Origin of the sequence: Ruegeria atlantica (assembly GCF_001458195.1) — a bacterium.
GTDB classification, from domain to species: domain Bacteria; phylum Pseudomonadota; class Alphaproteobacteria; order Rhodobacterales; family Rhodobacteraceae; genus Ruegeria; species Ruegeria atlantica.
The window spans coordinates 1-22438 of sequence record NZ_CYPU01000012.1 but is presented as its reverse complement, the minus strand read 5'-3'; the positions used below and the strand labels follow the sequence as shown (position 1 = coordinate 22438).

Sequence of the window (22438 nt, the reverse complement as noted above, 5' to 3'; positions counted from 1 at the left end):
GCTTAGATTTCCGTATCGTAAACCGGTTCCCAGCTGTCGCCCGCAAAGTCTCGGACCTGCGTTTCAAGTGACACGATTTCAACGGCGTCACTCGCAAATGAAACTGGCGAGGTCGTTGTGCGATTGTCTGAAAGCACAACGGATGTCGCGGCCAGTTCAGGGGAAATCAGATTGCCTGCGACTCCGCCAGCATCAAGTTCAAAGGCTTGCCGGTAGGATTTGTGAACATGGTAATTGACTAAAGCTGTCCGTGTCATTTGCGCCTCCTGCCTAAGCTCTGCCGTATCTGTGAAAGGGATTTAACGTGGATCAAATAGAAGATAAACTGCCAAATAATGTATTGATAATTCGGAAAATGAATATAATGGGTTTAGACACAGACGCGCTTCGATTGTTCATTAGGGCAGCAGAAATGCTGAACATCAGCGCGGCGGGGCGTGACCTGGGCATGGCCCCAGCGGTCTCCAGCGCAAGGCTAGCCAAGCTGGAGCAGAACCTCGGTTTCGAGCTTTTGCACCGCACGACGCGCAAGGTTTCGCTGTCGTTGGAAGGAGCGGATTTCCTGCCCTTCGCCCGTGAGATCATTGCGCAGGAAGAGGCGGCTCTTGCTGCATTGGGCAGGCAAACGACAACGATCAAGGGTACATTGCGTTTTGCTGCGCCAAGCAGTTTTGCACAGCTTTACATCACGCCAATCCTGCCTAAGTTCCTTGAACAACACCCCGATCTCACGCTCGATTTGCGCCTGTCAGATTTGCAGTTCGACCTGATCGAAGGAAGCTATGATCTAGCACTCAGGAACGCGCCGCTTGTCGACACTAGCCTTAAGGGGCGCAAGCTTGCCGATGACCGACGCATTCTTTGCGCTGCACCGCACTATCTGGACACGCACGGCGTTCTCGATACACCAGCCGATTTGACAAACCACCATCTGATCGCTTTCCAAAACCGACAACCGCGACCACTGACAGGACCGGCAGGCGAGAACGCCATTTTCGATCCCGCATCAGCCAAAGGTCAATTGATTATCGATGACGGTCAATGCCAGGTTCACGCCACATTAGCCGGAGCCGGTATTTCCTTGAACGCTGTATGGAGCGTGCATGACCAACTGAAGTCAGGTCGTTTGATACGGGTTCTTCCAAACTTTGAGGCCAGCGAAGACAATGTCTTGTGGCTGATCTATCCCAAGTCCAACGTGCTGTCCCCAAAAGTGCGGATGTTCATGGACTTTCTGGTCGCAGAGATTGGCACAAAGCCTCGTTGGGAAACATGAGCGCAAAACTGGTCAAGCGCGCTTTCAGGCATTCTGACGCCAAGGCCGGAGACAGGCGCTGAGCGGACATGCCTTGTCCAATCGCAAACGTCTGGTTTGTCCGAATGTCTGCGGTTCGAATGCACTATTCGAAAGTCCGGAGCCGGTGAAAGCGGTCGTTGAGAAGCGATCTTTCGAGATTCCGGTCTGGAACGGCAGTTTGCTGTGACCTAACGGGCGACCATCAGAATCCAGCGGGGGTTTGCTCCGAGCCCACAACAGACGTCGTAATTTCGCGACCTGCGTGCCCTCAATGAAGAAATTTCTGCAAAAGTACGAACTGCCAAGACGCAGCGCAGCAGCGATGCCGAACTTTCGCGCATCAGGCAGAAATATCCGATGGCGAAACCCATGTAGCGCGTAATAAACCAGCCCCGAAGAATAGTATGGTTACGGATAGTTGTTTAGCTTGGCTAGAGCATTTCGTATACGGACAGCCGATGAGTGAAGACAAAACCTAACACCCAGACTAAGTTTGAAATGAAAGATTGTACTTCGGCCTCTCCAATCGGGATAAGGTGCCGACAATTTGGCATCTCCGTTCTGGAAGCTAAGTCACTTCTGAAATCATTAACCCCCCTTGCTTCACCAGGAGGTCAACAATTGCGCTAATCCCCTTTTTGTAACGAAGGGACGAGAACAAGAAAGGCCGTCCTTTGCGCATCCTGGCTGCATCTCTTTCCATGACCTCCAGTGAAGCGCCAACATGTGGCGCCAGATCGGTTTTGTTTATGACCAGGATGTCGGATTTTGTTATTGCCGGTCCGCCTTTTCGCGGGATTTCCTCTCCAGCGGCGACGTCGATCACATAGATTGTAAGGTCTGCGAGTTCCGGGCTGAAAGTAGCCGACAGGTTGTCGCCACCGCTTTCGATCAGAACGATATCAAGATCTGGATGGCGTTCCTGCATTTCAGCGACAGCGGCAAGGTTTATCGATGCATCCTCGCGGATTGCTGTATGTGGGCAACCGCCCGTTTCGACGCCGATAATCCGATCTTGGGGAAGGACCTGCATGCGCACCAGCGCTTCGGCATCCTCCTGCGTATAAATGTCATTGGTGATGACGCCCACTGAACAAGCATCGCGCAGGGCTTCAGACAAAGCAGCGGTCAATGTGGTCTTTCCGGCTCCAACCGGACCACCGATGCCAACGCGAAGAGGGCCGTTCATACTGCTCATGTTCGGAATATCCTTGAATACTGTGTTTCGTGTCTCATCGACGCGATGTCCGTCAGGAACGCAGTCGAACTTAGTTCTTCTAAACCTGCCAATTGCGCCTTTTCGGCGATATGAGCACATTGCGGTGTCAAATTACGGATCAGTTTCTGAGCGTCGGTTTGCCCCAGCGGCGCAAGACGCGTTGCGCAAGCGACCAAGTTGCTTGCGAATGCTTGTAAATACATCTTCGTCGTCAGTAGTAGGGGGAGGTTTTGCAGACGCGCGGCGTGGCCCACCGACACTGGGTAGGAAAGCTGTTGGATATCTAAATCCCAGACATCTCCTGTGACAGTCCCGAACGCCTGTCCCAGCAGTTCGGTTTCCATTTTCCTTTCGGATGACGCGCAGATAGCCCGTGCCTTGGCATCGATGCTGAAAAGTTCATCTTTGTCCCGCGCGTCGTATGCGGACACCACGAACAGAGCGTCATTCCATCCAGATCCGTGTTCCAGCGCATCTGAAATCCAGGCTTCGGCGTCTTGGGAACTGGCGACCGCTCCTTCGTCAATTGCAGCTTCCAACCCATGTGAATAAGAAAAGCCCCCCACAGGGTATGCCGGAGACAACCATTGGGTCAGCGTCAGGATATCGGCGTCAGTGGGCGTGGCCATGTGTCCTGCCATGGCCATAGGCTCCGCCTTCGGGGTTGAACGGTTCGTGCACCTCGCGCACTGTGGCTCCGATTTTCAAAAGCATGTCTCGGATCACATGATCGACCTGGATCAGCAGACGATCCTTTTCGATCTGGCACGGCGTGTGGCGATTGCCGATATGCCACGCAACGCGTGTCAGGTCCGGAGCGGAAACCTCTAGCAGCGCTTCGGGTGCAGCCTGTATTTCCACTTCGCGACCGTCATCCAGAACCAACGTGCCACCGTGGTTCAACGAGGTCGTTTGCGACAGATCGACGAGAATTTGCTCGCCACTTTCACAGGTCAGAACCTTGCGACGCAAAAAACGATCGTCATAAGTCAGCGACAGGCAATCTGCAGAGTCGCCGTGCATGTGATCCGAGTAACGGCGTGCGGTGCAGAGCAGGGCGGTCATACCGTCGCCTCCTCTGGAGCAGAAATGGTCAGAGCCAGATTGAATCCGCAAACACCCGGTGCACGATCCGTTCGCGTGATAGGCCGCGTTTTTTCAACTCTTCGTCGCTGAGCGATTGCAGGAATTCGACTTGCCGAACGCGTGATTGAGCTTCGGCCACACTGATCAGAGCCCCGGAGACTGATGCTGCGATGGACGCGATCAGACCGGGCAGCGAAAAGCGTGCGTGAGATTGTGTTGCTGAGTGTGCCATTTGGACCCTCGTAAACGTTGGTCCTCCCTTGGGCATTAATATCTGTCATATCGGCCTCACTTTGAAGTGGGTGTTTGGTCATTTCTGGGTTGCGCGCGGTGCAATGCAGCATAATTTTTAGTCAGAACATAAAGTATCGCTGTGCCATTGGCAGCACTTCGGCGGGTTGGCAGGTCAGCAACTCGCCATCTGCCCGGACTTCGTAGGTTTCTGGATCAACTTCGACATGAGGTGTCGCGTTGTTGAGCAGAAGATCCCGTTTGCCAATCTCTCGCGTGTTTTGGACAGCGACGGTCTGCTTTGCCAATCCAAGTATATCACCGATCCCGTCCGCCAGCGCGGCTTGCGACACAAAGGTGATGGCCGAGTTTTCAACGGATCGACCATAGGCACCGAACATTGGCCGACTATAAACTGGCTGCGGGGTGGGAATCGAAGCATTCGGATCACCCATCTGTGCACAAACGATGGTGCCGCCCAGCAAAACCATCTCAGGCTTCACTCCAAAAAAGGCAGGGTCCCATAGGACCAGGTCAGCGCGTTTTCCTTCCTCGATACTGCCAATCTCGTGGCTGAGGCCATGAGCAACGGCAGGGTTGATCGTGTACTTGGCGATGTAACGGCGAACGCGCAGGTTGTCGTTGTCACCGGATTCCTCCGGCAGGCGGCCTCGCTGTTTCTTCATCTTGTCAGCCGTTTGCCACGTACGGATCAACACCTCGCCCACGCGGCCCATAGCCTGACTGTCGGACGCGATGATGCTGAACGCGCCCATGTCGTGCAGGATATCTTCAGCCGCGATGGTTTCACGCCGGATGCGGCTTTCAGCAAAGGCCACGTCCTCGGGGATGGATTTGTCCAGATGATGGCAGACCATCAGCATGTCGAGATGTTCCTCTACCGTGTTCACTGTAAAGGGCCTCGTCGGGTTGGTAGAGGAGGGTAGGACATGGCCCTCACCGCAGATTTTGATGATGTCGGGGGCGTGGCCGCCGCCCGCGCCTTCGGTATGGAAAGCGTGGATAGTACGGCCCTTTATCGCGGCAACTGTATTTTCAACAAATCCGGATTCGTTGAGCGTGTCGGTGTGGATCATCACCTGAACGTCCATCGCATCAGCGACCGAAAGGCAGCAGTCGATGGCTGCCGGGGTCGTGCCCCAGTCCTCGTGCAGTTTCAAGGCACAAGCTCCGGCTCTGACCTGTTCCTCCAAAGCAGCGGGAAGCGAAGCATTTCCCTTGCCCGCAAAAGCAAGATTCATGGGAAAAGCATCTGCCGCCTGCAACATCCGGCCGATATGCCATGGGCCCGGTGTGCATGTGGTCGCCAGAGTGCCATGTGCCGGGCCAGTGCCGCCACCGAGCATGGTCGTCAGGCCAGAATGCAGCGCGTCCTCTATCTGTTGAGGGCAGATGAAGTGAATATGGCTGTCGAACCCGCCAGCCGTCAGGATGCGACCCTCGCCAGCGATGGCCTCGGTGCCGGGGCCGATGATGATGTCTACACCGGGCTGCGTATCCGGATTTCCGGCTTTGCCGATCTTGGCGATGCGCCCGTCCTTTAGGCCGACATCCGCCTTGTAGATACCCGAGTGATCCACGATCAGAGCATTGGTGATCACCGTGTCCACGGCCCCCTCGGCTCGTGTGGCCTGTGACTGCCCCATCCCATCGCGAATGACTTTGCCACCACCGAATTTAACCTCTTCACCATAGACATCTTCGCGGTGGCCGGTCTCGCTGAAACGCGCAGTCGTTGCGCGCTCCACGATCAGGTCTTTTTCTACTTCGATGATCAGATCGGTATCTGCCAATCGTACTTTGTCGCCGACCGTGGGGCCGAACATGGAGGCATAGTCACTCCGACTGATCTTGCCCGGCATCTTTCAAAGCCCCCATGATATGCATATTGAAACCGTAGATGTGCCGGCGCCCCTCAAATGGCACCAGCATAACTTCGCGAGTTTGCCCTGGCTCAAATCGCACCGCAGTGCCCGCCGGGATGTCCAGCCGCATACCCAAAGCTGCATACCGATCAAAATCCAGAGCCGGGTTTGCTTCGGAAAAATGGTAGTGGCTGCCGACCTGTATTGGTCGGTCGCCGGTATTGGCGACAATAACAAGACGGCTGCTGCGTCCTGCGTTCAGCGTCAGTGACCCTTCGGCCGGAATGATCTCCCCCGGGATCATTTCGGCAGCTTCAAAATCACGGTAATGGCGATGACCGCAATCAAGGCCAACCCAACTGCGAGCGCGGCGTAATCACTGCCATGAGCGTGAACTTGGGTATCCGAATGGGCCATGGCCGGACCAGCCAGAATGAGAGCGGGAAACAGCATACGGTTCATGGGTGACTCCTTTGGAAATTAGCGAATGGGGTTGTGGACAGTCACAAGTTTTGTGCCATCCGGGAAAGTGGCTTCGACCTGTACCTCGTGGATCATCTCGGGCACGCCTTCCATGCATTGGTCACGGGAGATCACTTCAGCCCCGGCTTGCATCATGTCCGCGACCGAACGGCCATCGCGCGCGCCTTCGACCACGGCGTCGGTTATCAACGCAATGGCCTCGGGGTGGTTCAGCTTGACGCCGCGGGTCAGCCGTTTTCGAGCGACCTCGGCGGCCATGGCGACCAGCAGTTTGTCTTTTTCTCGAGGGGTCAGGTTCATGTCAGAGCATCCAGCATCGGGGTAAAGTGTCTTTGTTCAGTCGGCGTAGAACTGGTATCAGCGTTCGCCGCAGAGCAAAGCTGTTGTCCGCCAGAATGCGAATGACCAATAGGTCTTTCCGGATCAGGGTTGCACCGGCGGTGTCCGGTAGCATTTCCCGGACAGGTTTCAGATGACCTTCGGCGGAACTCGACGCTAAGACGATTAGCGCCATCGCCCCTGCACCGTTCGCAATATGCGGCTTGGACAAATGCGTATGCCAATCACCAGAGAACCTGATCGCCTCGAGAAACACTGGTGTGTCCTCGCGCCGAATCTCGATTCTATCGCGCAAGCGGATGCCGGTCAGCGTCTCGCCCATGGCAACGCGCCCAAAGACCAGCGGCTCGACCATCAGCATTTCAGTATCAAGCCCCATGTCGATCCTGAGGCGTCGGTCCAAAGCACTGCCGTTGTACAGGATGGTCTCCTGCGGCAGCCAGTTCAGCCGGGCGCCATCCTCAACCGTCAAATGGTTTGTAATCTGACCCCATTCTTTGGGCTGGGCTTTGTAGGCGCGCTCGCAGGCTTGTGTCGTCAAAGTCAGCGCCGTGCATTTTGTTACCTTGCAAGAAAACCGGAATGAATCGCCTCCGGTCACGCCGCCGGCCGTGTTCAGAAGAACCGCATCAAGATCAGGTGTGATCGTTCTGGGGAACAGGCATTTAAAGGACCCAGACTGGCGAAATCTGTCCAGCACAGTTCTGTTGCCCAATTGCTTGGTGCTTAAGCTGACAGTGCCTGCAGCACGTGGCGGTACCGCGCTGTGCGTGGGCAATATGGCTGCAACTTGTGTAATAGGGCACCTTTAACGCGTCGTTCGGTGCCACCTGTTTCTCTATTGAAGTGTCGGAACACTAATCTGCAGTGTCGGAATCTGCTTATTTCCACATCGTGTGTCTAAATTTTAGACAGCAACCTCCGACTTAGATGAAAAAATATGCGCTTCTCGCCGATTTCCCAAATTGGGCTAAAGGTAAGTTGCCAACCTTGCTGCAATGCAGAAACCGTATGGGTGCCACCGCGGAAATGACCCGGGGGTGTGTGACGGTTGCGCGAATTGGACCTCGAACACAACCGCCACACGGAACGCAACAACAGTTGCGGGGATCAGGTAGAAGAAGAGTGTGCCTTTGCGCAAGCCCTCTCTCCCGGCCCCGCCAGGAGGATTACATGAAATCGCTCAAATCCACGCTCGCCGGATCGGTTGTCTTTGCTGCCATAGCCACCGCTGCCTTATCTGCCGAAGACACGATCAAGGTCGGAGTGCTGCATTCGCTGTCGGGTACGATGGCAATCTCGGAGACTACTCTGAAAGACACCATGCTGATGCTGATCGACCAGCAAAACGCTAAAGGTGGTCTTTTGGGCAAGCAGCTTGAGGCCGTTGTTGTGGATCCCGCATCGGATTGGCCGCTGTTCGCGGAAAAAGCGCGTGAGCTGCTAACCGTCCACGAGGTGGATGTGATCTTTGGCAACTGGACTTCGGTCAGCCGCAAATCAGTACTGCCGGTGATCGAAGAGCTGAACGGACTGCTGTTCTATCCGGTTCAGTATGAGGGCGAAGAAAGCTCAAAAAATGTCTTTTACACCGGTGCGGCCCCGAACCAGCAGGCGATCCCTGCGACCGATTATTTCCTGGAGGAACTGGGGGTCGAGAAATTCGCTCTGCTTGGCACGGACTATGTCTATCCCAGGACCACCAACAATATTTTGGAAAGCTACCTTAAGCAAAAGGGTATCGCGGACGCGGATATCTTCGTCAACTACACCCCCTTTGGCCATTCTGACTGGTCCAAGATCGTATCTGACGTCGTTGCACTAGGCGAAGATGGTAAAAAGGTTGGTGTGATCTCGACCATCAACGGAGACGCCAACATTGGTTTCTATAAAGAGCTGGCCGCAGCTGGTGTTTCGGCAGATGACATTCCTGTCGTGGCCTTTTCGGTTGGTGAGGAAGAACTGTCCGGTCTCGATACTGCGAACCTCGTCGGTCACTTAGCGGCTTGGAACTATTTCCAGTCGGCGGATACTGATGTAAATGCCGAATTTGTCGAAACCTGGAAAGCCACCATGGGTGACGAACGGGTGACCAACGATCCTATGGAGGCGCATTTCATCGGCTTCAACATGTGGGTGAATGCCGCGACCGAAGCCGGCTCGACCGAAGTAGACGCTGTGCGCACCGCCATGTACGGGCAGGAATTCCCGAACCTGACCGGAGGTACTGCTGTGATGTTGCCGAACCACCATCTGGCTAAGCCGGTTCTGATTGGTGAGATTCAGGAAGACGGCCAGTTCGACATCATCAGCGAAACGGACGTTGTGCCGGGCGATGCATGGACCGACTTCCTGCCTGAATCGGCAGTGCTGAAATCGGATTGGAAAGATCTCGGCTGCGGTATGTACAACACCGAGACCGAGAGCTGCGTTCAGACTTTGTCGAACTACTAAATCGTACGCAAGGCGGGTGTGATCGCCCGCCTTGCCCAAAGACACGCGGGTTTCACCACATGTTAAGACTATTCCTTGCGGGCCTGGCAATTCTCTTCGCCTGCCTGAACGCCAACGCGCAAGAGGGTGGCCTGCAGCCGATCTTGCAGGATCATCAGGAGATCATTGTCAAAAGTTCGCGCAAGACGATCAAACCGGCGATTGATGCGCTTGCCGCCAGTGGGCTGCCGCAAGCGCAGGTGATGCTTGAGACATGGGTCGCCAAAGACATGTGGATGCGCAAGTCTGACGGTCTGTTCTTTGCCGGAACAAAGGCCGACGGGCGGTTGTACCAACTGACCGATTTCGACACGGGTGAAGTGGTCGGCACGTTTGAGAAATCAGACTTGAAGCAATTGAAACCCAACAGCGGTGTCCGCGCTATGATCGGGACAGCTCTGGTGCAGTTTCAGTTGACCGACCCGGATCGAAAGAAGCGCCTAGCCGCACTAAAGTCCATTCAACGTGATCCCGAGGGCGCACTACTCGAACCTCTTCGTGCCTCGATCGAGGATGAGCCAGATGTGGAATTGAAGGCCCAGAAGCAACGGCTCGAACGGCTGCTGACTATAGGATACGACGAAGACATTGCGGCCCGCGTGGCTGCAATTGAAGAGATGTCGAACGATCTGGGTGTTGACGTCCGCGCGGCGCTGAACCCGCTAGTGGCTACCTCACGGAAGACCGCTGCGGACCTGCCATCGGATGTTAACGTCGCCATCATTCTGGAACCCGGTTCAGAGGCCTTGTCGCGGGATGACGCTTACCACCTGTTGGTCGCGAGTGACTTGGCTGCGCCCCATGTGTTGCCTGACGACATCCGCCTGGCTTTGGCTGCGAACATCGACGGTGGTCGCGTAGGGGGTATCCCGGTCGCGCAACTGAACAACAATACTGCGCGCAGGCAAGCCTACAACACTCTGGCTGAAGCCGGACTTGTTCCTGCGCTGGTAACTGAGGCCGATATCGACACGGCGCTGGGTGCGCATGTGTTCTTTGAGACTTATGCCGAGCCGTCCATCGAAGTAACCGCCGCTGCCGAAAAGGCGCTAAAGAGGATCGAACTGAAAGTTGGCCTAAACCAAACGCTCGACCTGACGTTGGACGCGGTCTCTCTGGCCTCGATTTATTTCCTAGCCGCAATTGGGTTGGCCATCACTTTCGGAGTGATGGGTGTAATCAACATGGCCCATGGCGAATTTATCATGATGGGCGCCTATACGGGCTATGTCGTTCAGCAGTACGTCCCCGACCATACGGTATCGATCATCGTTGCCATCCCAATGGCTTTCGCCGTCACGTTTGCCATGGGCGTCGCCATGGAGCGCTTGGTGATCCGTTGGCTTTATGCCCGCCCGTTGGAAACACTGCTGGCGACCTTTGGTATCTCGATTGCCTTGCAGCAACTGGCAAAGAACATCTTTGGTACACAGGCCCGCCCTCTGACTGCTCCGGGCTGGCTGGACGGTGCCTGGGTGATGAACGATGTGGTTTCGATCAGCTATATCCGCATTGCGATCTTCGTGCTGGCGCTGATTTTTCTGGGGCTGTTCCTTTACATCATGAAACGGACAAGGCTGGGGCTTGAGATGCGTGCGGTCACGCAGAACCCGCGCATGGCCGGATCAATGGGTATCAACCCGGGGCGGGTGAACATGCTGACCTTCGGTCTCGGCTCCGGCATTGCTGGGATTGCGGGTGTGGCCATTGGCCTGTTCGCAAAAGTCACGTCGGATCTGGGCAACGACTACATCGTGCAAAGTTTCATGACCGTAGTTGTCGGTGGTGTCGGCAACATCTGGGGCGCGCTCGCAGGCGCGGGGATGATCGGGTTCCTGCAAAAGGGGATCGAGTGGATGAACCCGTCGAACACCCTCGCGGCGCAAACCTACATGATCATCTTCATCATCATTTTTATCCAATTCCGACCACGAGGCATTATTGCCCTCAAAGGTCGCGCGGCGGGGGATTGAGCCATGGAACGTAGTTTTGTTGCTAAGAACCCATCTGTGCTGGTCTTTCTGACCATCCTGTCGCTGTTTGCGCTGGGTGTAACTGTCCTGTCCGAAGGGTTCGGGATCGGTGTGATCTCAACCAGTTTCGTCAAAACGCTGGGCAAGACCCTGTGCCTGTGTTTGATCGCTGTCGCGATGGATCTGGTTTGGGGTTTCACCGGCATTCTATCACTAGGCCATTTCGCTTTCTTCGGGCTCGGTGGCTATATGATCGGCATGTGGCTGATGTACGAACGCACTCGGCTGATCGTGGTCGAGTCATTGTCACAAGCCGACATCCCGCCAACGCCTGCCGAAGTTGTGGACGCCATCGGCACTCAGATTTTCGGCGTAGTTGGATCATCCGAATTCCCGCTGATCTGGGCGTTTTCGCACAGCTTGACGCTGCAGTTGATACTGGTCGTTGTGGTGCCTGGCCTGCTGGCACTGATCTTTGGCTGGCTGGCCTTCCGCAGTCGAGTGACCGGCGTCTATCTGTCGATCCTGACGCAAGCAATGACGCTGGCTCTGGCTTTGTATCTGTTTCAGAACGACAGCGGTTTGCGCGGCAACAATGGCTTGTCCGGCTTGCAGAACCTGCCCGGTGTTACTGTCTCTCAAGACGTTGTTTCGCTCTGGTTCCTATGGGCTTCGGCTTTGGCGTTGGGACTGGGTTACATGCTTGCGGCATGGATCGTGTCAGGCAAGTTCGGCTCAGTCCTGCGCGGCATTCGAGACAACGAGGCGCGGGTTCGGTTCCTCGGCTATTCGGTCGAAGCCTACAAGTTGGCTGTCTTCACCCTGACGGCTTGCATCGCCGCAATCGCGGGTGCGCTATATTATCCGCAGGCTGGCATTATCAACCCCGAAGAGATGGCCCCCATCGCCTCAATCTATCTGGCCGTCTGGGTCGCTATCGGCGGGCGGGGCCGGCTGTATGGTGCGGTCATCGGCGCGGCTTTTGTCAGCCTACTGAGCACCTGGTTCACCGGCGGGCAGGCCCCGGATATTCCGCTTGGCTTTTACACGATCAAATGGGTCGACTGGTGGCAAGTGCTGCTGGGTGTTTCGTTTGTGCTGGTCACGCTGTTTGCTCCGCAAGGTATCGGAGGTTTGTTCGACTTGTACACCAATCAGCGTCATCCCGATCGGCATGGTGCCAATCTGGGACCCGATGAAGGCGCTTTGCGTGAGAAAGAGGCTAGCCTATGAGCACCTTGTTAGAGGTAAGTGGCGTATCGGTTACCTTCGACGGGTTCCGCGCCATCAATAACCTGTCCTTCCAGATTGGTGAAGCAGAGCTACGTTCCGTGATTGGCCCGAATGGGGCTGGCAAGACTACGTTTATGGACATCATCACCGGCAAAACCCGACCAGATGAGGGGCGGGTCATATGGGGTGAAAAGTCCGTATCTTTGTTGGATATGACCGAGGCAAAAATCGCGCAGGCGGGAATCGGGCGCAAGTTTCAGAAGCCTACGGTTTTTGAGGATCAGTCCGTGCGCGATAATCTGCTAATGGCGCTAAAGAAAAATCGTGGCTGGGTTGGTGTGCTGCTTTACCGTCCGTCCACAAGTGATTTGCAGAAGGTCGAAGACCTGGCCACCGAAATTGGGCTGTATCAGGAACTGAGCCGGAAGTCAGGTGAACTGAGCCACGGGCAAAAGCAATGGTTGGAAATTGGCATGCTGCTTGCGCAGGACCCACGTCTGCTGTTGGTCGACGAACCCGCCGCTGGCATGACCCCGCAAGAACGCGAACATACCACAGACTTGCTAGTTCAAGCTGCAAAGACCCGCGCGGTTGTGGTCGTTGAACATGATATGGAATTTGTCAGGCGCCTGAACTGCAAAGTCACGGTTTTGCATGAAGGATCCGTGTTAGCTGAGGGCAGCCTTGATCACGTGACATCAAATCAGGACGTCATCGACGTCTATCTGGGGCGCTAGAAAATGTTGAAGCTGACCGATCTGACTTTGCACTATGGGCACTCGCAAATTCTCAACGGGATTTCCATGGAAGCTTTACCGGGTGAAGTAACGTGCGTCATGGGGACCAACGGTGTCGGAAAAACCAGTCTGATGAAGGCAATCTCAGGGGCGCATCCCCGTTCCGGTGGCGAACTGGAGCTTGACGGGAAGCAAATGGGTATTTTGCCTGCTCATCAGATGGCCTGGAAAGGTGTGGCATATGTCCCCCAAGGTCGCGAAATTTTCCCATTGCTCACCGTTCGAGAAAATCTGGAAACAGGCTTCTCCTGTCTTCCTGCCAGCAAACACTTTGTCCCAGATGATATTTTTGACATGTTCCCGGTCCTCAAAAAAATGCAGAACCGGCGCGGGGGCGACCTTTCTGGCGGGCAGCAGCAACAGTTGGCCATCGCACGTGCACTGATCACAAGACCGCGCCTGCTGCTGCTGGATGAGCCAACCGAAGGTATTCAGCCGAACATAATCCAACAGATTGGAGAGGTGATCCGGCACCTCAGAAAGACGAGCGGAATGGCAATTGTCTTAGTCGAGCAGTATTTCGACTTCGCCTTTGACCTTGCTGACAGGTTTGTCGTGTTGCGACGTGGAGAAATCCTGGTCAAAGGTTCACGAGATGACCTGACGCGTGATCAAGTATTGCAGGCCGTAACAGTTTAGCGCTGCTCCGTACTGTAGAATCCGATATAGATACATGAAAACCAAATCACGTTCTGCACTAAAGCTCGGGACATGGTTTGATCCACCAAATACCTTCTTAGCAAATGCCGCTATTTGGACCCATGGTCTGCCCAGAAACGGGCGAACAATATGTGGGCTCAGCCTATGGAGAAGACGGATTTGCTGGGCGCTGGATTGCTTATGCCAATGATGGGCACGGTGGAAACAAACTCCTGCGCTCGAGAAATCGCACCAACTATGCAGTCTCGGTTTTGGAAGTTGCTTCAACTGAAGACACCAATAGCACCGCGTTGTTGAGACCAACACAATCGTCAATAAGCCTGAAAATTAGACGCTCCTTCCCAAGACAGCATCCAACCAGTCTGAATGACTTGAAAATTCTGATCTATGCGTAAAACTAAGAGCATGAGTGAGTTTTTTGATGAAATGTTCAACGGTGATGGATCACTTAGAGGTCCATACGAAGAGATCGGGCGCTGGTTCAATACGGAAGACGCATCACGACTGAGGGCGAAACAGCGCGAAGCCGAAGAAGTCTTTAGACTGACGGGCATCACTTTTAATGTATACGGCAAGGCCGAAGCCGAGGAACGTCTGATACCGTTTGATATCGTACCACGAGTTATTTCAGCGCGGGAATGGCAGCGGTTGGAACGTGGTATCGAACAACGGGTGCGGGCAATCAACGCATTTCTACATGACATTTACCACCGTCAGGAAATTGTCCGGGCCGGGCGTGTGCCGGCAGAGATGATTGCCGGAAACGAGGCCTTCCTGCCGCAGATGCTTGGTGTCTCACCGCCTGGTCAGGTCTATACGCACATTGTCGGGGTCGATCTGGTGCGAACCGGACCGGACGAGTTTTTCGTTCTGGAGGACAACGCCCGTACGCCATCCGGGGTCAGCTATATGCTGGAGAACCGGGAAACCATGCTAAAGATGTTCCCCGAGCTCTTCAGCGCGACTAATGTTCGTAATGTTTCAGACTACCCCCGCAATCTGAGACGATCTCTTGCTGCCTGCGCGCCGGCTTGCGCCGACGGGGAACCAACCGTCGCGCTGTTAACCCCAGGCATCTATAACTCGGCCTATTACGAACATGCGTTCCTCGCAGATCAGATGGCTGTGGAATTGGTCGAAGGCCACGACCTACGCGTTGTCGATGGGCGCGTTTGCATGCGCACCACCAGAGGCTATACTCCCATCGACGTACTTTATCGAAGGGTGGATGACGGCTTTCTGGATCCGCTGAATTTCGACCCCGACAGCGCATTGGGCGTGCCGGGTATTCTGGACGTTTACCGCGCAGGAGGCATCACGATCGCTAACGCGCCGGGAACGGGTATTGCTGATGACAAGGCAATCTACTCCTATATGCCTGAAATCGTTGAATTCTATACAGGCGAAAAGCCACTACTTCAGAACGTTCCTACCTGGCGTTGTAGCGATCCCGAATCTCTGTCCTTCGTGCTGGATAACCTGTCCGACCTTGTGGTCAAAGAAGTGCATGGATCCGGCGGTTACGGGATGTTGATCGGCCCGACCGCAAACAAGAAAGAGATTTCGGCTTTCCGCGCCAAACTCAAATTACGGCCCGCGAATTATATCGCTCAGCCGACATTGTCACTGTCAACGGTTCCGATTTTCTCGCGCTCGGGTCTCGCCCCTAGACATGTTGATCTGCGGCCATTTGTTTTGGTGTCTCCCGAAGGCATCAATATCACACCCGGTGGTTTGACGCGGGTGGCGTTGAAGAAAGGGTCGTTGGTTGTGAACTCAAGCCAGGGCGGCGGAACCAAAGACACTTGGGTTCTGGAGGACTAACCATGCTGGGGAAAACTGCTGGTGGGTTGTTCTGGATGTCCAGATATTTGGAGCGAGCGGAAAACGCCGCCAGGCTACTGGAAACGGGTCAGAGAATGGCGCTGACCCGGACCAATAATTCGGCAGAGGAATGGGGTTCTGTTCTGAAAACGGCCGGCGTTCTGGACGGATATCTCGCCAAATATGATGAGGTTGCAAAGGACAACGCAATAGACTGGATGCTACGTGATGCCGATAACCCATCCTCAATCAGGTCAGTCATCAAGCTGGCAAGAGACAACGCGCGCCTTGTCCGAACCGCACTGACCCACGATGTCTGGAGCGCGGTAAACTCCACGTGGATGCAGATCGACGAGGGCATGAAACGAAGGGTAAACGAGCGGGATTTGCCGGGCACGCTGGAGCTCATTCGTCAGCAGGCTGCCTTGGTTCGAGGTGCCACTTTGGGCACTATGCTTCGCAATGACATTTTTGATTTCACGCGTATTGGCACTTTTGTTGAGCGAGCCGACAACACCGGGCGCATTCTGGACGTGAAGTATTACGTCCTTCTGCCCACCGCCTTCTCGGTCGGTTCGTCGCTGGACAATATCCAGTGGGAGAGCATCCTGCGATCGGTTGGTGCGGGTGGCGGGTATCGGATGACACATGGTCAAAAGACAAGACCATCTGACATTGCGCAGTTTTTGATCCTTGATCAACGCATGCCACGCAGCCTGCATTTTTGCTGCAGAAAGATTCAGGAGAACCTGTCTTACTTGAAGAAAGACTATGGCTTTGCCGGGCCTTCATGTGAGGCGTCCAATACCCTTTTCGAGAAATATCTGGATCTGCGAATTTCCGATGTTTTTGAATCCGGACTCCATGAATATATTCAGGATTTTCTGACCGATCTCGGCAACTTAAGCCGCCAGATCGAAATTGATTACCGGTTCTATGAGTAGCCGATGAAACTGCACATTCGACACGAGACACGATACGATTTCGACGCGCCGGTTCCATTCGGGCTGCAGCAGCTGAGGAAAACGCCAAAGTCATTTCGCAATCAGAACATCTTAAGTTGGAGTACCGAGATCTCCGGCGGGCGCAAAGAACTTATATTTGAAGACTTCCACCGCAATACGGTGGAACTGATCAGTTTCGAACCTAATACCCAAAGCATTTCGTTGATCTCCGAGGGCGTTGTTGAGGTGGAAGACACACATGGCGTACTAGGGCGTCACGAAGGGTCGACACCATTGTGGCTATTCAAAAGAAGCACACCTAAGACAATGCCAGGGAAAGGGGTCGCCGATGTGGTAGGCGCGTTGCCAACAGGCGAACCACTTGAGCAGATGCATGCCCTGTCTGAAAGAATTCGAACACAGGTCGCGTACGAGGTTGGAAGTTCGCACCCGGGTTGGAGCGCCGAAGACGCTCTCAAAGCAGGATGTGGCGTGTGTCAGGATCACGCGCATATTTTCATTACCTGCGCGCGGCAGATCGGAGTGCCGGCACGCTATGTATCCGGTTACCTTATGATGAACGAAACGGAACTACAGGACGCGACCCATGCCTGGGCCGAAGTGCATTTGGATGGTTTGGGGTGGGTCGGGTTTGACGTTTCAAACGGGATTTCACCTGACGATCGATATGTACGTGTCGCGACCGGTCTGGACTATTCCCAATCTGCACCAGTAATAGGGAACATAATAGGGACAGCGGGCGAGCAATTGGCAGTGCAGTTGCAGGTCGCACAGCAGTAACGGAGAATTTGATGACCTATGCTGTGGGCATGCGGCTGAACCGCGGACTGGTTTTCATGTCCGATACACGCACAAATGCGGGCGTGGACAATGTTTCGACCTTCAACAAAATGTTCAACTGGACAGTCGAAGGTGACCGGTCGATAACCATCCTAGCGGCCGGAAACCTGGCGACTACTCAGTCCACAATAAGCCTTCTGGAAGAGCGGACAAAAGTGCCGGAAGAACGCTCGCCGTCCATACTGGAAGCGCCGACAATGTTTCAGATTGCGCAATTGGTCGCCGCTACTCTGAACGACGTCATCGAGGAGCATGCCCGGTCCGGTCAGCAAGCCGACAGTGCCTTTCACGCGACACTCATTTTGGGTGGGCAGATAAGGGGCGGCCCGTCACGCCTGTTTCTGATTTACCCCGAAGGCAACTTTATCGAGGCTGGCGACGACACCCCGTTCTTTCAGATTGGAGAGACAAAATACGGTCGCCCAATTCTGGTACGCGCCTATGATCCGGAAATGAGTTTTCCGGAAACCGTAAAACTCCTACTTGTAAGTTTCGACTCCACAATTAAGGCTAACCTATCTGTCGGAGCTCCGCTTGACCTGCTTCTGTACGATGAAGACAGCTTCGAAAGTGGCACACGTTCCAGATTCGAAACCGACGACCAGTACTTTCGCATTATTTCCGAAGGGTGGGGCGACGCATTGAAATCTGCCTTGTCCAAACTTCCGGAATACAGCTCTTAGGGAAAACTAAACGGTTGAATGCCGGCTTTGTCCGGCGGACTCAACGGATCGCCGCAACACTTCACTTTGGAAGCAAGGATGGAGTGTTGGTATGGCTTATCGTCGTCGGATTTATTTTACGGAGAAACAGAAGGCAGAGATTTGGGATCGCTGGCAGTGCGGGGAGTCGATGAGCTCGATCGGTCGGTTGTTTGATCGAGGCTCGTCGTCGATCTATCCCCTGCTTGCGAGAACGGGTGGTATACGGCCACCAGAGCGGCGGCGATCACGGTGGGCGTTGACAACGGCAGAGCGCGAAGAAATCTCACGCGGGCTTGGAGCCGAGTTGTCCGTTCGTACAATTGCGCGTCAGCTGCGCCGATCTCCATCGACGATCAGCCGGGAGGTGCGGCGCAACGGGGGGCGTCAGCATTACCGGGCCACCCAGTCCGATCAGGCAGCCTGGGAGCGTGCACGGCGTCCGAAGCCCTGCAAGCTGGCGGAGAGGCCGGCGCTCTGTCACACAATAGCTCAGAAGCTCGAACGCAAGTGGTCGCCGCAGCAAATCGCGGGTTGGCTGAAGCGCGAGCATCCCGACGACGAGGGCGAGCGTGTGTCTCACGAAACGATCTACAGAAGCCTGTTTATCCAGGCCCGTGGCGTTCTGAAGAAGGAGTTGCTTGCACATTTGCGCGCGACACGTGCCATCCGCCGGTCTCGCCATGCTAGCCTGAAGCGGGATGGGCTCGGTCAAATCAAGGATGCGATCTCGATCCGGGAACGCCCGGCCGCTGTCGAAGACCGCGCCATTCCCGGCCACTGGGAAGGTGACCTGATCGCCGGCTCGAAGAACAGCTTCATCGCGACGCTGGTGGAGCGGCGCACGCGCTATGTCATGCTCGTGAAGGTGGGCGGGAAAGAAACGCAGACTGTCGTGGCTGCGCTGACCGCACAAATCCAACATCTGCCGAGAGAGCTTCGCCAGACGCTGACCTGGGACCGCGGCAAAGAGCTTGCCGATCACAAGAACCTGGCACTGGCCACCGATCTCGACATCTACTTTTGCGACCCGCACAGCCCGTGGCAACGCGGCACCAACGAGAATACCAACCGTCTCCTGCGCCAGTACTTCCCAAAGGGCACCGACCTCTCAGTGCACAGCCAGGAACATCTCGACGCAGTTGCTCGTGAACTCAACGAGCGGCCAAGAAAAACGTTGCATTACTTCTCACCAGCAGAGACGTTCCATGAATGTGTTGCGGCGATCGGTTGAAACGGCACCTCGAAGTAGACATTCGCTGCAACTTGCTTGAACGACTGCTTCGCGGAAAATTTTTACTAAAGCGGGAAATGCGTCTTCTTGCTTCAGGCCGTACAAGTGTCGCTAAGAACGCTTTTCTCTTAGCTGCGCGATACCCAAAGCCAGTAGTCGTCTCGCCTCGTAGAGTTCACGCTGACCAGACATCAGGTTTGGAGGCAGAGCACCTATCGTTTCAGAATGCTGGATTGATATCTCTAACCTTGAGCCTCCCCATTTGAATGGGCCCACCGTTAAGATTAGGAAACGGAGGACCAAGAATGGCAAACAAGCGACCGAAGCCGGAAGAAATTGTCTCGAAGTTGCGGCAGGTTGAAGTTCTGATGGGGCTGGCGCGTGTTACTCGTAGGAGAGACGGGGGAGAAAAAACCATGACCATTTCAAAATCAGGCTTTCTGGTCGCGCTTGCAGCCAGTGTTTCGGTCACAGCATTTGAGGTCGCGGCTCAGTCAGACATTTCCAGTGCATATGCGCCCGGTGAATTACCGGCGATGATTTTCGATGCGGAGCGCCCCGAGAAGACACTGATTACGAACGTCAATATCTTCGATGGCGTCAATAATGGCCTGACAGCAGGAAGTGTGCTCATCGAAGGCAGCCTGATTAGTGAAGTTTCCGCGGAAACCATCGATGCAGCGGATGCCGTGGTTATCGATGGGGGTGGTCGCACGCTCATGCCTGGCATGATCGATGGTCATGCTCACGTCATGATCAACGATGACTTTGGTCCGGTCGAACGTGACCTCGACATCACAGACATTAGCTACAATGCTGTCATTGTTTCTGAACGTTTTGTCAGAGACGGTTTCACAACAGTTAGGGATATGGGCGGTCCTGCGTTTGGCTTGGCAAGAGCAATCAATCTCGGTCGCGTGGTTGGTCCACGTTTGTATCCATCTGGTGCTTTCATATCGCAGACTTCTGGTCATGGTGACTTCCGTGATCGCGCCGACGCGGGCTTCTCGATCAATGATGCTGGTGACCTGTCGAACTTCGAGCGTATGGGCATTGGAAACGTCGTAGATGGTGTCCCTGAGGCTCTGAAAGCCACACGTTTGAACCTGCGCAACGGAGCGACACAGATCAAGATTATGGGCGGTGGCGGTGGCTCATCGCGCTTCGATCCTATCGACACAACTCAATTTACCGAAGATGAGATTTGCGCGATTACCGGCGCTGCCGCAGACTGGGGAACCTATGTCGCCGCCCACACCTTCACGGACCGCGCAGTTAATCGTTTGCTCGATTGTGGTGTGAAAACATTCGAACACGGGTTCTTCATCTCCGAAGAGACTATGCAGCGTATAGCGGCGGAAGGCGGATACATGGTTCCGCAGATGTGGGGCATCTCTCCTGACCTTGCTCGCAACCCCCTTATGCCCGCGGACAAAATCCCGTTGGTTGAGGAGCTGGGCAAGCAGTACGCTGATTTCGGGCGCAACCTTCTTAAGAATGGCGTGAAGGTGGTATTTGCCTCTGACTACGTTGGCAAGTTTGCGGACGCGGAACGGGCGCGCCGCTACGAAATCTGGTGGCGGACGCAAACATTCGACAGCAACTTTGAAGTTCTCAAGCAACTGACCTCCACAGCCGGAGAAATGATTGCGATGTCCGGTCCAAGGAACCCATACCAGGCAGGCAAACTCGGAGTGATTGAAGCTGGAGCCTATGCTGATCTTATTCTGGTGGATGGAAACCCGCTTGAGGACATCACGGTCATCGGTGGCACCGATCAGTGGTTCGACGCACCTGAGGAATGGGAACCAATCGATACCATTGACCTCGTTATGCTCAATGGCGCTGTTTACGTGAACGAAATGGAATAGAGCGCGACCCGATCTTCCTATTCGGCGGACGTAAACAGACGAATTTCACCTTGTTTGTATCTGGCTGCTTTGTCCGCAACTCGGTCATAGGCACTTCAGATTTTGCTGCACCGAAAACGAATGACCGCTTTCCTGGCTGCGATGCGGCGGACTTATTATGCCAACTTTTTAGCTGCGTCTGCAAACAGTGCCGCAAGACTATGTCCGGATTGGGCGGCGGTTTCAACTGATCGATGCAACACTTTAATCTTTTTGGAAAGATGGAGTGTAAGCCATGGCCTATCGTCGTCGCATATTTTTCACAGACAAACAGAAGTCAGAGATATGGGATCGATGGCAACGCGGAGAGTCGATGAGTTCTATAGGGCGGCTTTTTGATCGCGAGTCGTCTTCGATCTATCCACTCCTTGCTCGCACTGGCGGCATTCGCCCGCCGGCCCGCGTCAGATCCCGGCGCGCTCTGACACGCTGCGATCGAGAGGAGATATCGAGGGGCTTACGTGCGAGGGTCTCGATACGGTCGATTGCCCGTGCTTTGAACCGATCCCCATCATCGGTGCGACAATGCACGAAGTCATAGCTCCAGACATGATTGCTATGTTCCGGCCTGAGTCGAACACATGAACCATCGTTTAGCCAAAGCCGTCCCTTCTTGGGCTGTTTTGCAGGCACCTTCAGCCCCTCTCGTCGCCAAAGCCGTTCAATGCGCCCATCACTGACAGACCATCCAGCCTCTCTCAGCAACACCGCAACCCGGCGATACCCATACCGACCATACTGCCTGGCAAGCTCGATCATGTCGGCCACCAGCTGTTCTTCATCGGGTCGGCCCCGTGGAATACGCCTTTGCGTGGATCGGTGCTGTCCCAGTACGCGGCATGCACGGCGCTCGGAAACTTTGAACTGGCTGCGAACATGAGCGACGCAAGCACGGCGACGAGAGGGGCTTAGAAGTTTCCCTTCGATGCTTCCGTCAGGATAAGCTTGTCGAGCGTCAGGTCTGATACCGCACGCCTGAGCCGCTCATTTTCCTTCTGAAGCCGCCTAAGTTCCTTCAATTGGTCTACACCCATTCCGCCATATTGCTTGCGCCAGCGGTAATAGGTTTGCTCCACAACGCCGATCTGTCTGATCGCATCCAGACGCGGCATCCCTTGCCCCATCAGAACTTCAACCTGCCGCAACTTCGAGACAATTTCTTCCGGCTTCGGTCGCTTGTTTGCCATTCTTGGTCCTCCGTTTCCTAATCTTAACGGTGGGCCCATTCAAATGGGGAGGCTCACTTCCTTTACGAAGTCGCTAAGTT

The 22438-nt window shown here is 54.8% G+C and carries 22 protein-coding genes and 2 pseudogenes; 13 read left to right on the top strand and 11 right to left on the bottom strand.

Annotated elements, in window-relative coordinates; translation table 11 throughout:
- Positions 1-2: 2 nt before the first annotated feature.
- A complete protein-coding gene (locus RUA4292_RS25125; RefSeq protein WP_233493331.1) occupies positions 3-257 on the bottom strand; it encodes a hypothetical protein in 255 nt (84 codons plus the stop codon).
- A gap of 107 nt (positions 258-364) precedes the next feature.
- Between RUA4292_RS25125 and RUA4292_RS03570 the strand changes: the two genes are divergently transcribed.
- Positions 365-1276: a LysR family transcriptional regulator gene (locus tag RUA4292_RS03570; protein WP_058276349.1), complete on the top strand. Its 912-nt coding sequence runs from the start codon at positions 365-367 to the stop codon at positions 1274-1276.
- Positions 1277-1865: 589 nt separating this feature from the next.
- Here the strand turns inward: RUA4292_RS03570 and ureG are convergent.
- The 9 genes from ureG to RUA4292_RS03530 all read right to left on the bottom strand — a co-directional run bounded on the left by ureG (position 1866) and on the right by RUA4292_RS03530 (position 7319).
- Positions 1866-2495: an urease accessory protein UreG gene (ureG, locus tag RUA4292_RS03565; RefSeq protein ID WP_058276348.1), complete on the bottom strand. Its 630-nt coding sequence runs from the start codon at positions 2493-2495 to the stop codon at positions 1866-1868.
- Positions 2492-3157: an urease accessory protein UreF gene (locus tag RUA4292_RS03560; RefSeq protein WP_233493329.1), complete on the bottom strand. Its 666-nt coding sequence runs from the start codon at positions 3155-3157 to the stop codon at positions 2492-2494. The genes ureG and RUA4292_RS03560 overlap by 4 nt, the downstream gene beginning before the upstream one ends.
- On the bottom strand, positions 3129-3581 hold the full coding sequence (ureE, locus tag RUA4292_RS03555) for an urease accessory protein UreE (RefSeq protein WP_058276346.1): 453 nt from the start codon (positions 3579-3581) through the stop codon (positions 3129-3131). The genes RUA4292_RS03560 and ureE overlap by 29 nt, the downstream gene beginning before the upstream one ends.
- Positions 3582-3609: 28 nt before the next feature.
- Positions 3610-3834, bottom strand: a complete 225-nt coding sequence (locus RUA4292_RS03550; RefSeq protein WP_058276345.1) for a hypothetical protein — start codon at positions 3832-3834, stop codon at positions 3610-3612.
- 121 nt (positions 3835-3955) lie between these two features.
- A complete protein-coding gene (ureC, locus tag RUA4292_RS03545) occupies positions 3956-5716 on the bottom strand; it encodes an urease subunit alpha (protein ID WP_058276344.1) in 1761 nt (586 codons plus the stop codon).
- Positions 5691-6023, bottom strand: coding sequence for an urease subunit beta (locus tag RUA4292_RS03540; RefSeq protein WP_058276343.1), 333 nt, complete (start codon positions 6021-6023; stop codon positions 5691-5693). The genes ureC and RUA4292_RS03540 overlap by 26 nt, the downstream gene beginning before the upstream one ends.
- Entirely contained in the window at positions 6020-6181 is a 162-nt protein-coding gene (locus RUA4292_RS24705) for a hypothetical protein (protein ID WP_158506935.1), read from the bottom strand. Before RUA4292_RS24705 ends, RUA4292_RS03540 begins: the two co-directional genes overlap by 4 nt.
- 18 nt (positions 6182-6199) lie before the next feature.
- Positions 6200-6502 (bottom strand): urease subunit gamma, encoded by a 303-nt coding sequence (locus RUA4292_RS03535; protein WP_058276342.1) that lies wholly within the window; start codon positions 6500-6502, stop codon positions 6200-6202.
- Between the two features lies 1 nt (position 6503).
- Entirely contained in the window at positions 6504-7319 is an 816-nt protein-coding gene (locus RUA4292_RS03530; protein WP_082636979.1) for an urease accessory protein UreD, read from the bottom strand.
- Positions 7320-7714: 395 nt separating this feature from the next.
- On the opposite strand from RUA4292_RS03530, the gene urtA reads away from it, so the two are divergent.
- The 12 genes and pseudogenes from urtA to RUA4292_RS25610 form a co-directional block, all read left to right on the top strand.
- Positions 7715-8995 carry an urea ABC transporter substrate-binding protein gene (gene urtA, locus RUA4292_RS03525; protein ID WP_058276340.1) on the top strand — a complete coding sequence of 427 codons (1281 nt, stop codon included), beginning with the start codon at positions 7715-7717 and terminating at the stop codon, positions 8993-8995.
- Between the two features lie 59 nt (positions 8996-9054).
- Positions 9055-11007 (top strand): urea ABC transporter permease subunit UrtB, encoded by a 1953-nt coding sequence (gene urtB / locus RUA4292_RS03520; RefSeq protein WP_058276339.1) that lies wholly within the window; start codon positions 9055-9057, stop codon positions 11005-11007.
- A gap of 3 nt (positions 11008-11010) precedes the next feature.
- A complete protein-coding gene (urtC, locus tag RUA4292_RS03515; protein WP_058276338.1) occupies positions 11011-12240 on the top strand; it encodes an urea ABC transporter permease subunit UrtC in 1230 nt (409 codons plus the stop codon).
- Positions 12237-12977: an urea ABC transporter ATP-binding protein UrtD gene (gene urtD, locus RUA4292_RS03510; RefSeq protein ID WP_058276337.1), complete on the top strand. Its 741-nt coding sequence runs from the start codon at positions 12237-12239 to the stop codon at positions 12975-12977. Before urtC ends, urtD begins: the two co-directional genes overlap by 4 nt.
- Positions 12978-12980: 3 nt before the next feature.
- Positions 12981-13676: an urea ABC transporter ATP-binding subunit UrtE gene (gene urtE / locus RUA4292_RS03505; protein ID WP_058276336.1), complete on the top strand. Its 696-nt coding sequence runs from the start codon at positions 12981-12983 to the stop codon at positions 13674-13676.
- A gap of 426 nt (positions 13677-14102) precedes the next feature.
- Positions 14103-15521, top strand: coding sequence for a circularly permuted type 2 ATP-grasp protein (locus tag RUA4292_RS03495; protein ID WP_058276334.1), 1419 nt, complete (start codon positions 14103-14105; stop codon positions 15519-15521).
- Between the two features lie 2 nt (positions 15522-15523).
- The gene (locus RUA4292_RS03490) at positions 15524-16465 is read left to right on the top strand and encodes an alpha-E domain-containing protein (RefSeq protein WP_058276333.1); all 942 of its coding nucleotides are present in this window, start codon (positions 15524-15526) and stop codon (positions 16463-16465) included.
- Positions 16466-16468: 3 nt separating this feature from the next.
- Positions 16469-17266 (top strand): transglutaminase family protein, encoded by a 798-nt coding sequence (locus RUA4292_RS03485; protein WP_058276332.1) that lies wholly within the window; start codon positions 16469-16471, stop codon positions 17264-17266.
- An 11-nt stretch (positions 17267-17277) separates the two neighbouring features.
- Entirely contained in the window at positions 17278-18009 is a 732-nt protein-coding gene (locus RUA4292_RS03480) for a proteasome-type protease (protein WP_058276331.1), read from the top strand.
- 91 nt (positions 18010-18100) lie between these two features.
- Entirely contained in the window at positions 18101-19261 is a 1161-nt protein-coding gene (locus tag RUA4292_RS03475) for an IS30 family transposase (protein WP_058276330.1), read from the top strand.
- A gap of 305 nt (positions 19262-19566) precedes the next feature.
- Complete coding sequence (locus RUA4292_RS03470) at positions 19567-21132, top strand: metal-dependent hydrolase family protein (protein ID WP_199519984.1); 1566 nt, start codon at positions 19567-19569, stop codon at positions 21130-21132.
- 274 nt (positions 21133-21406) lie between these two features.
- Positions 21407-21691 (top strand): annotated as a pseudogene (locus RUA4292_RS25610) (helix-turn-helix domain-containing protein); the annotation flags it as partial.
- On the opposite strand, the pseudogene RUA4292_RS23840 reads toward RUA4292_RS25610, so the two are convergent.
- Positions 21655-22358 (bottom strand): annotated as a pseudogene (locus RUA4292_RS23840) (transposase); the annotation flags it as partial. The pseudogenes RUA4292_RS25610 and RUA4292_RS23840 sit on opposite strands and share 37 nt — an antisense overlap.
- Between the last annotated feature and the right edge of the window lie 80 nt (positions 22359-22438).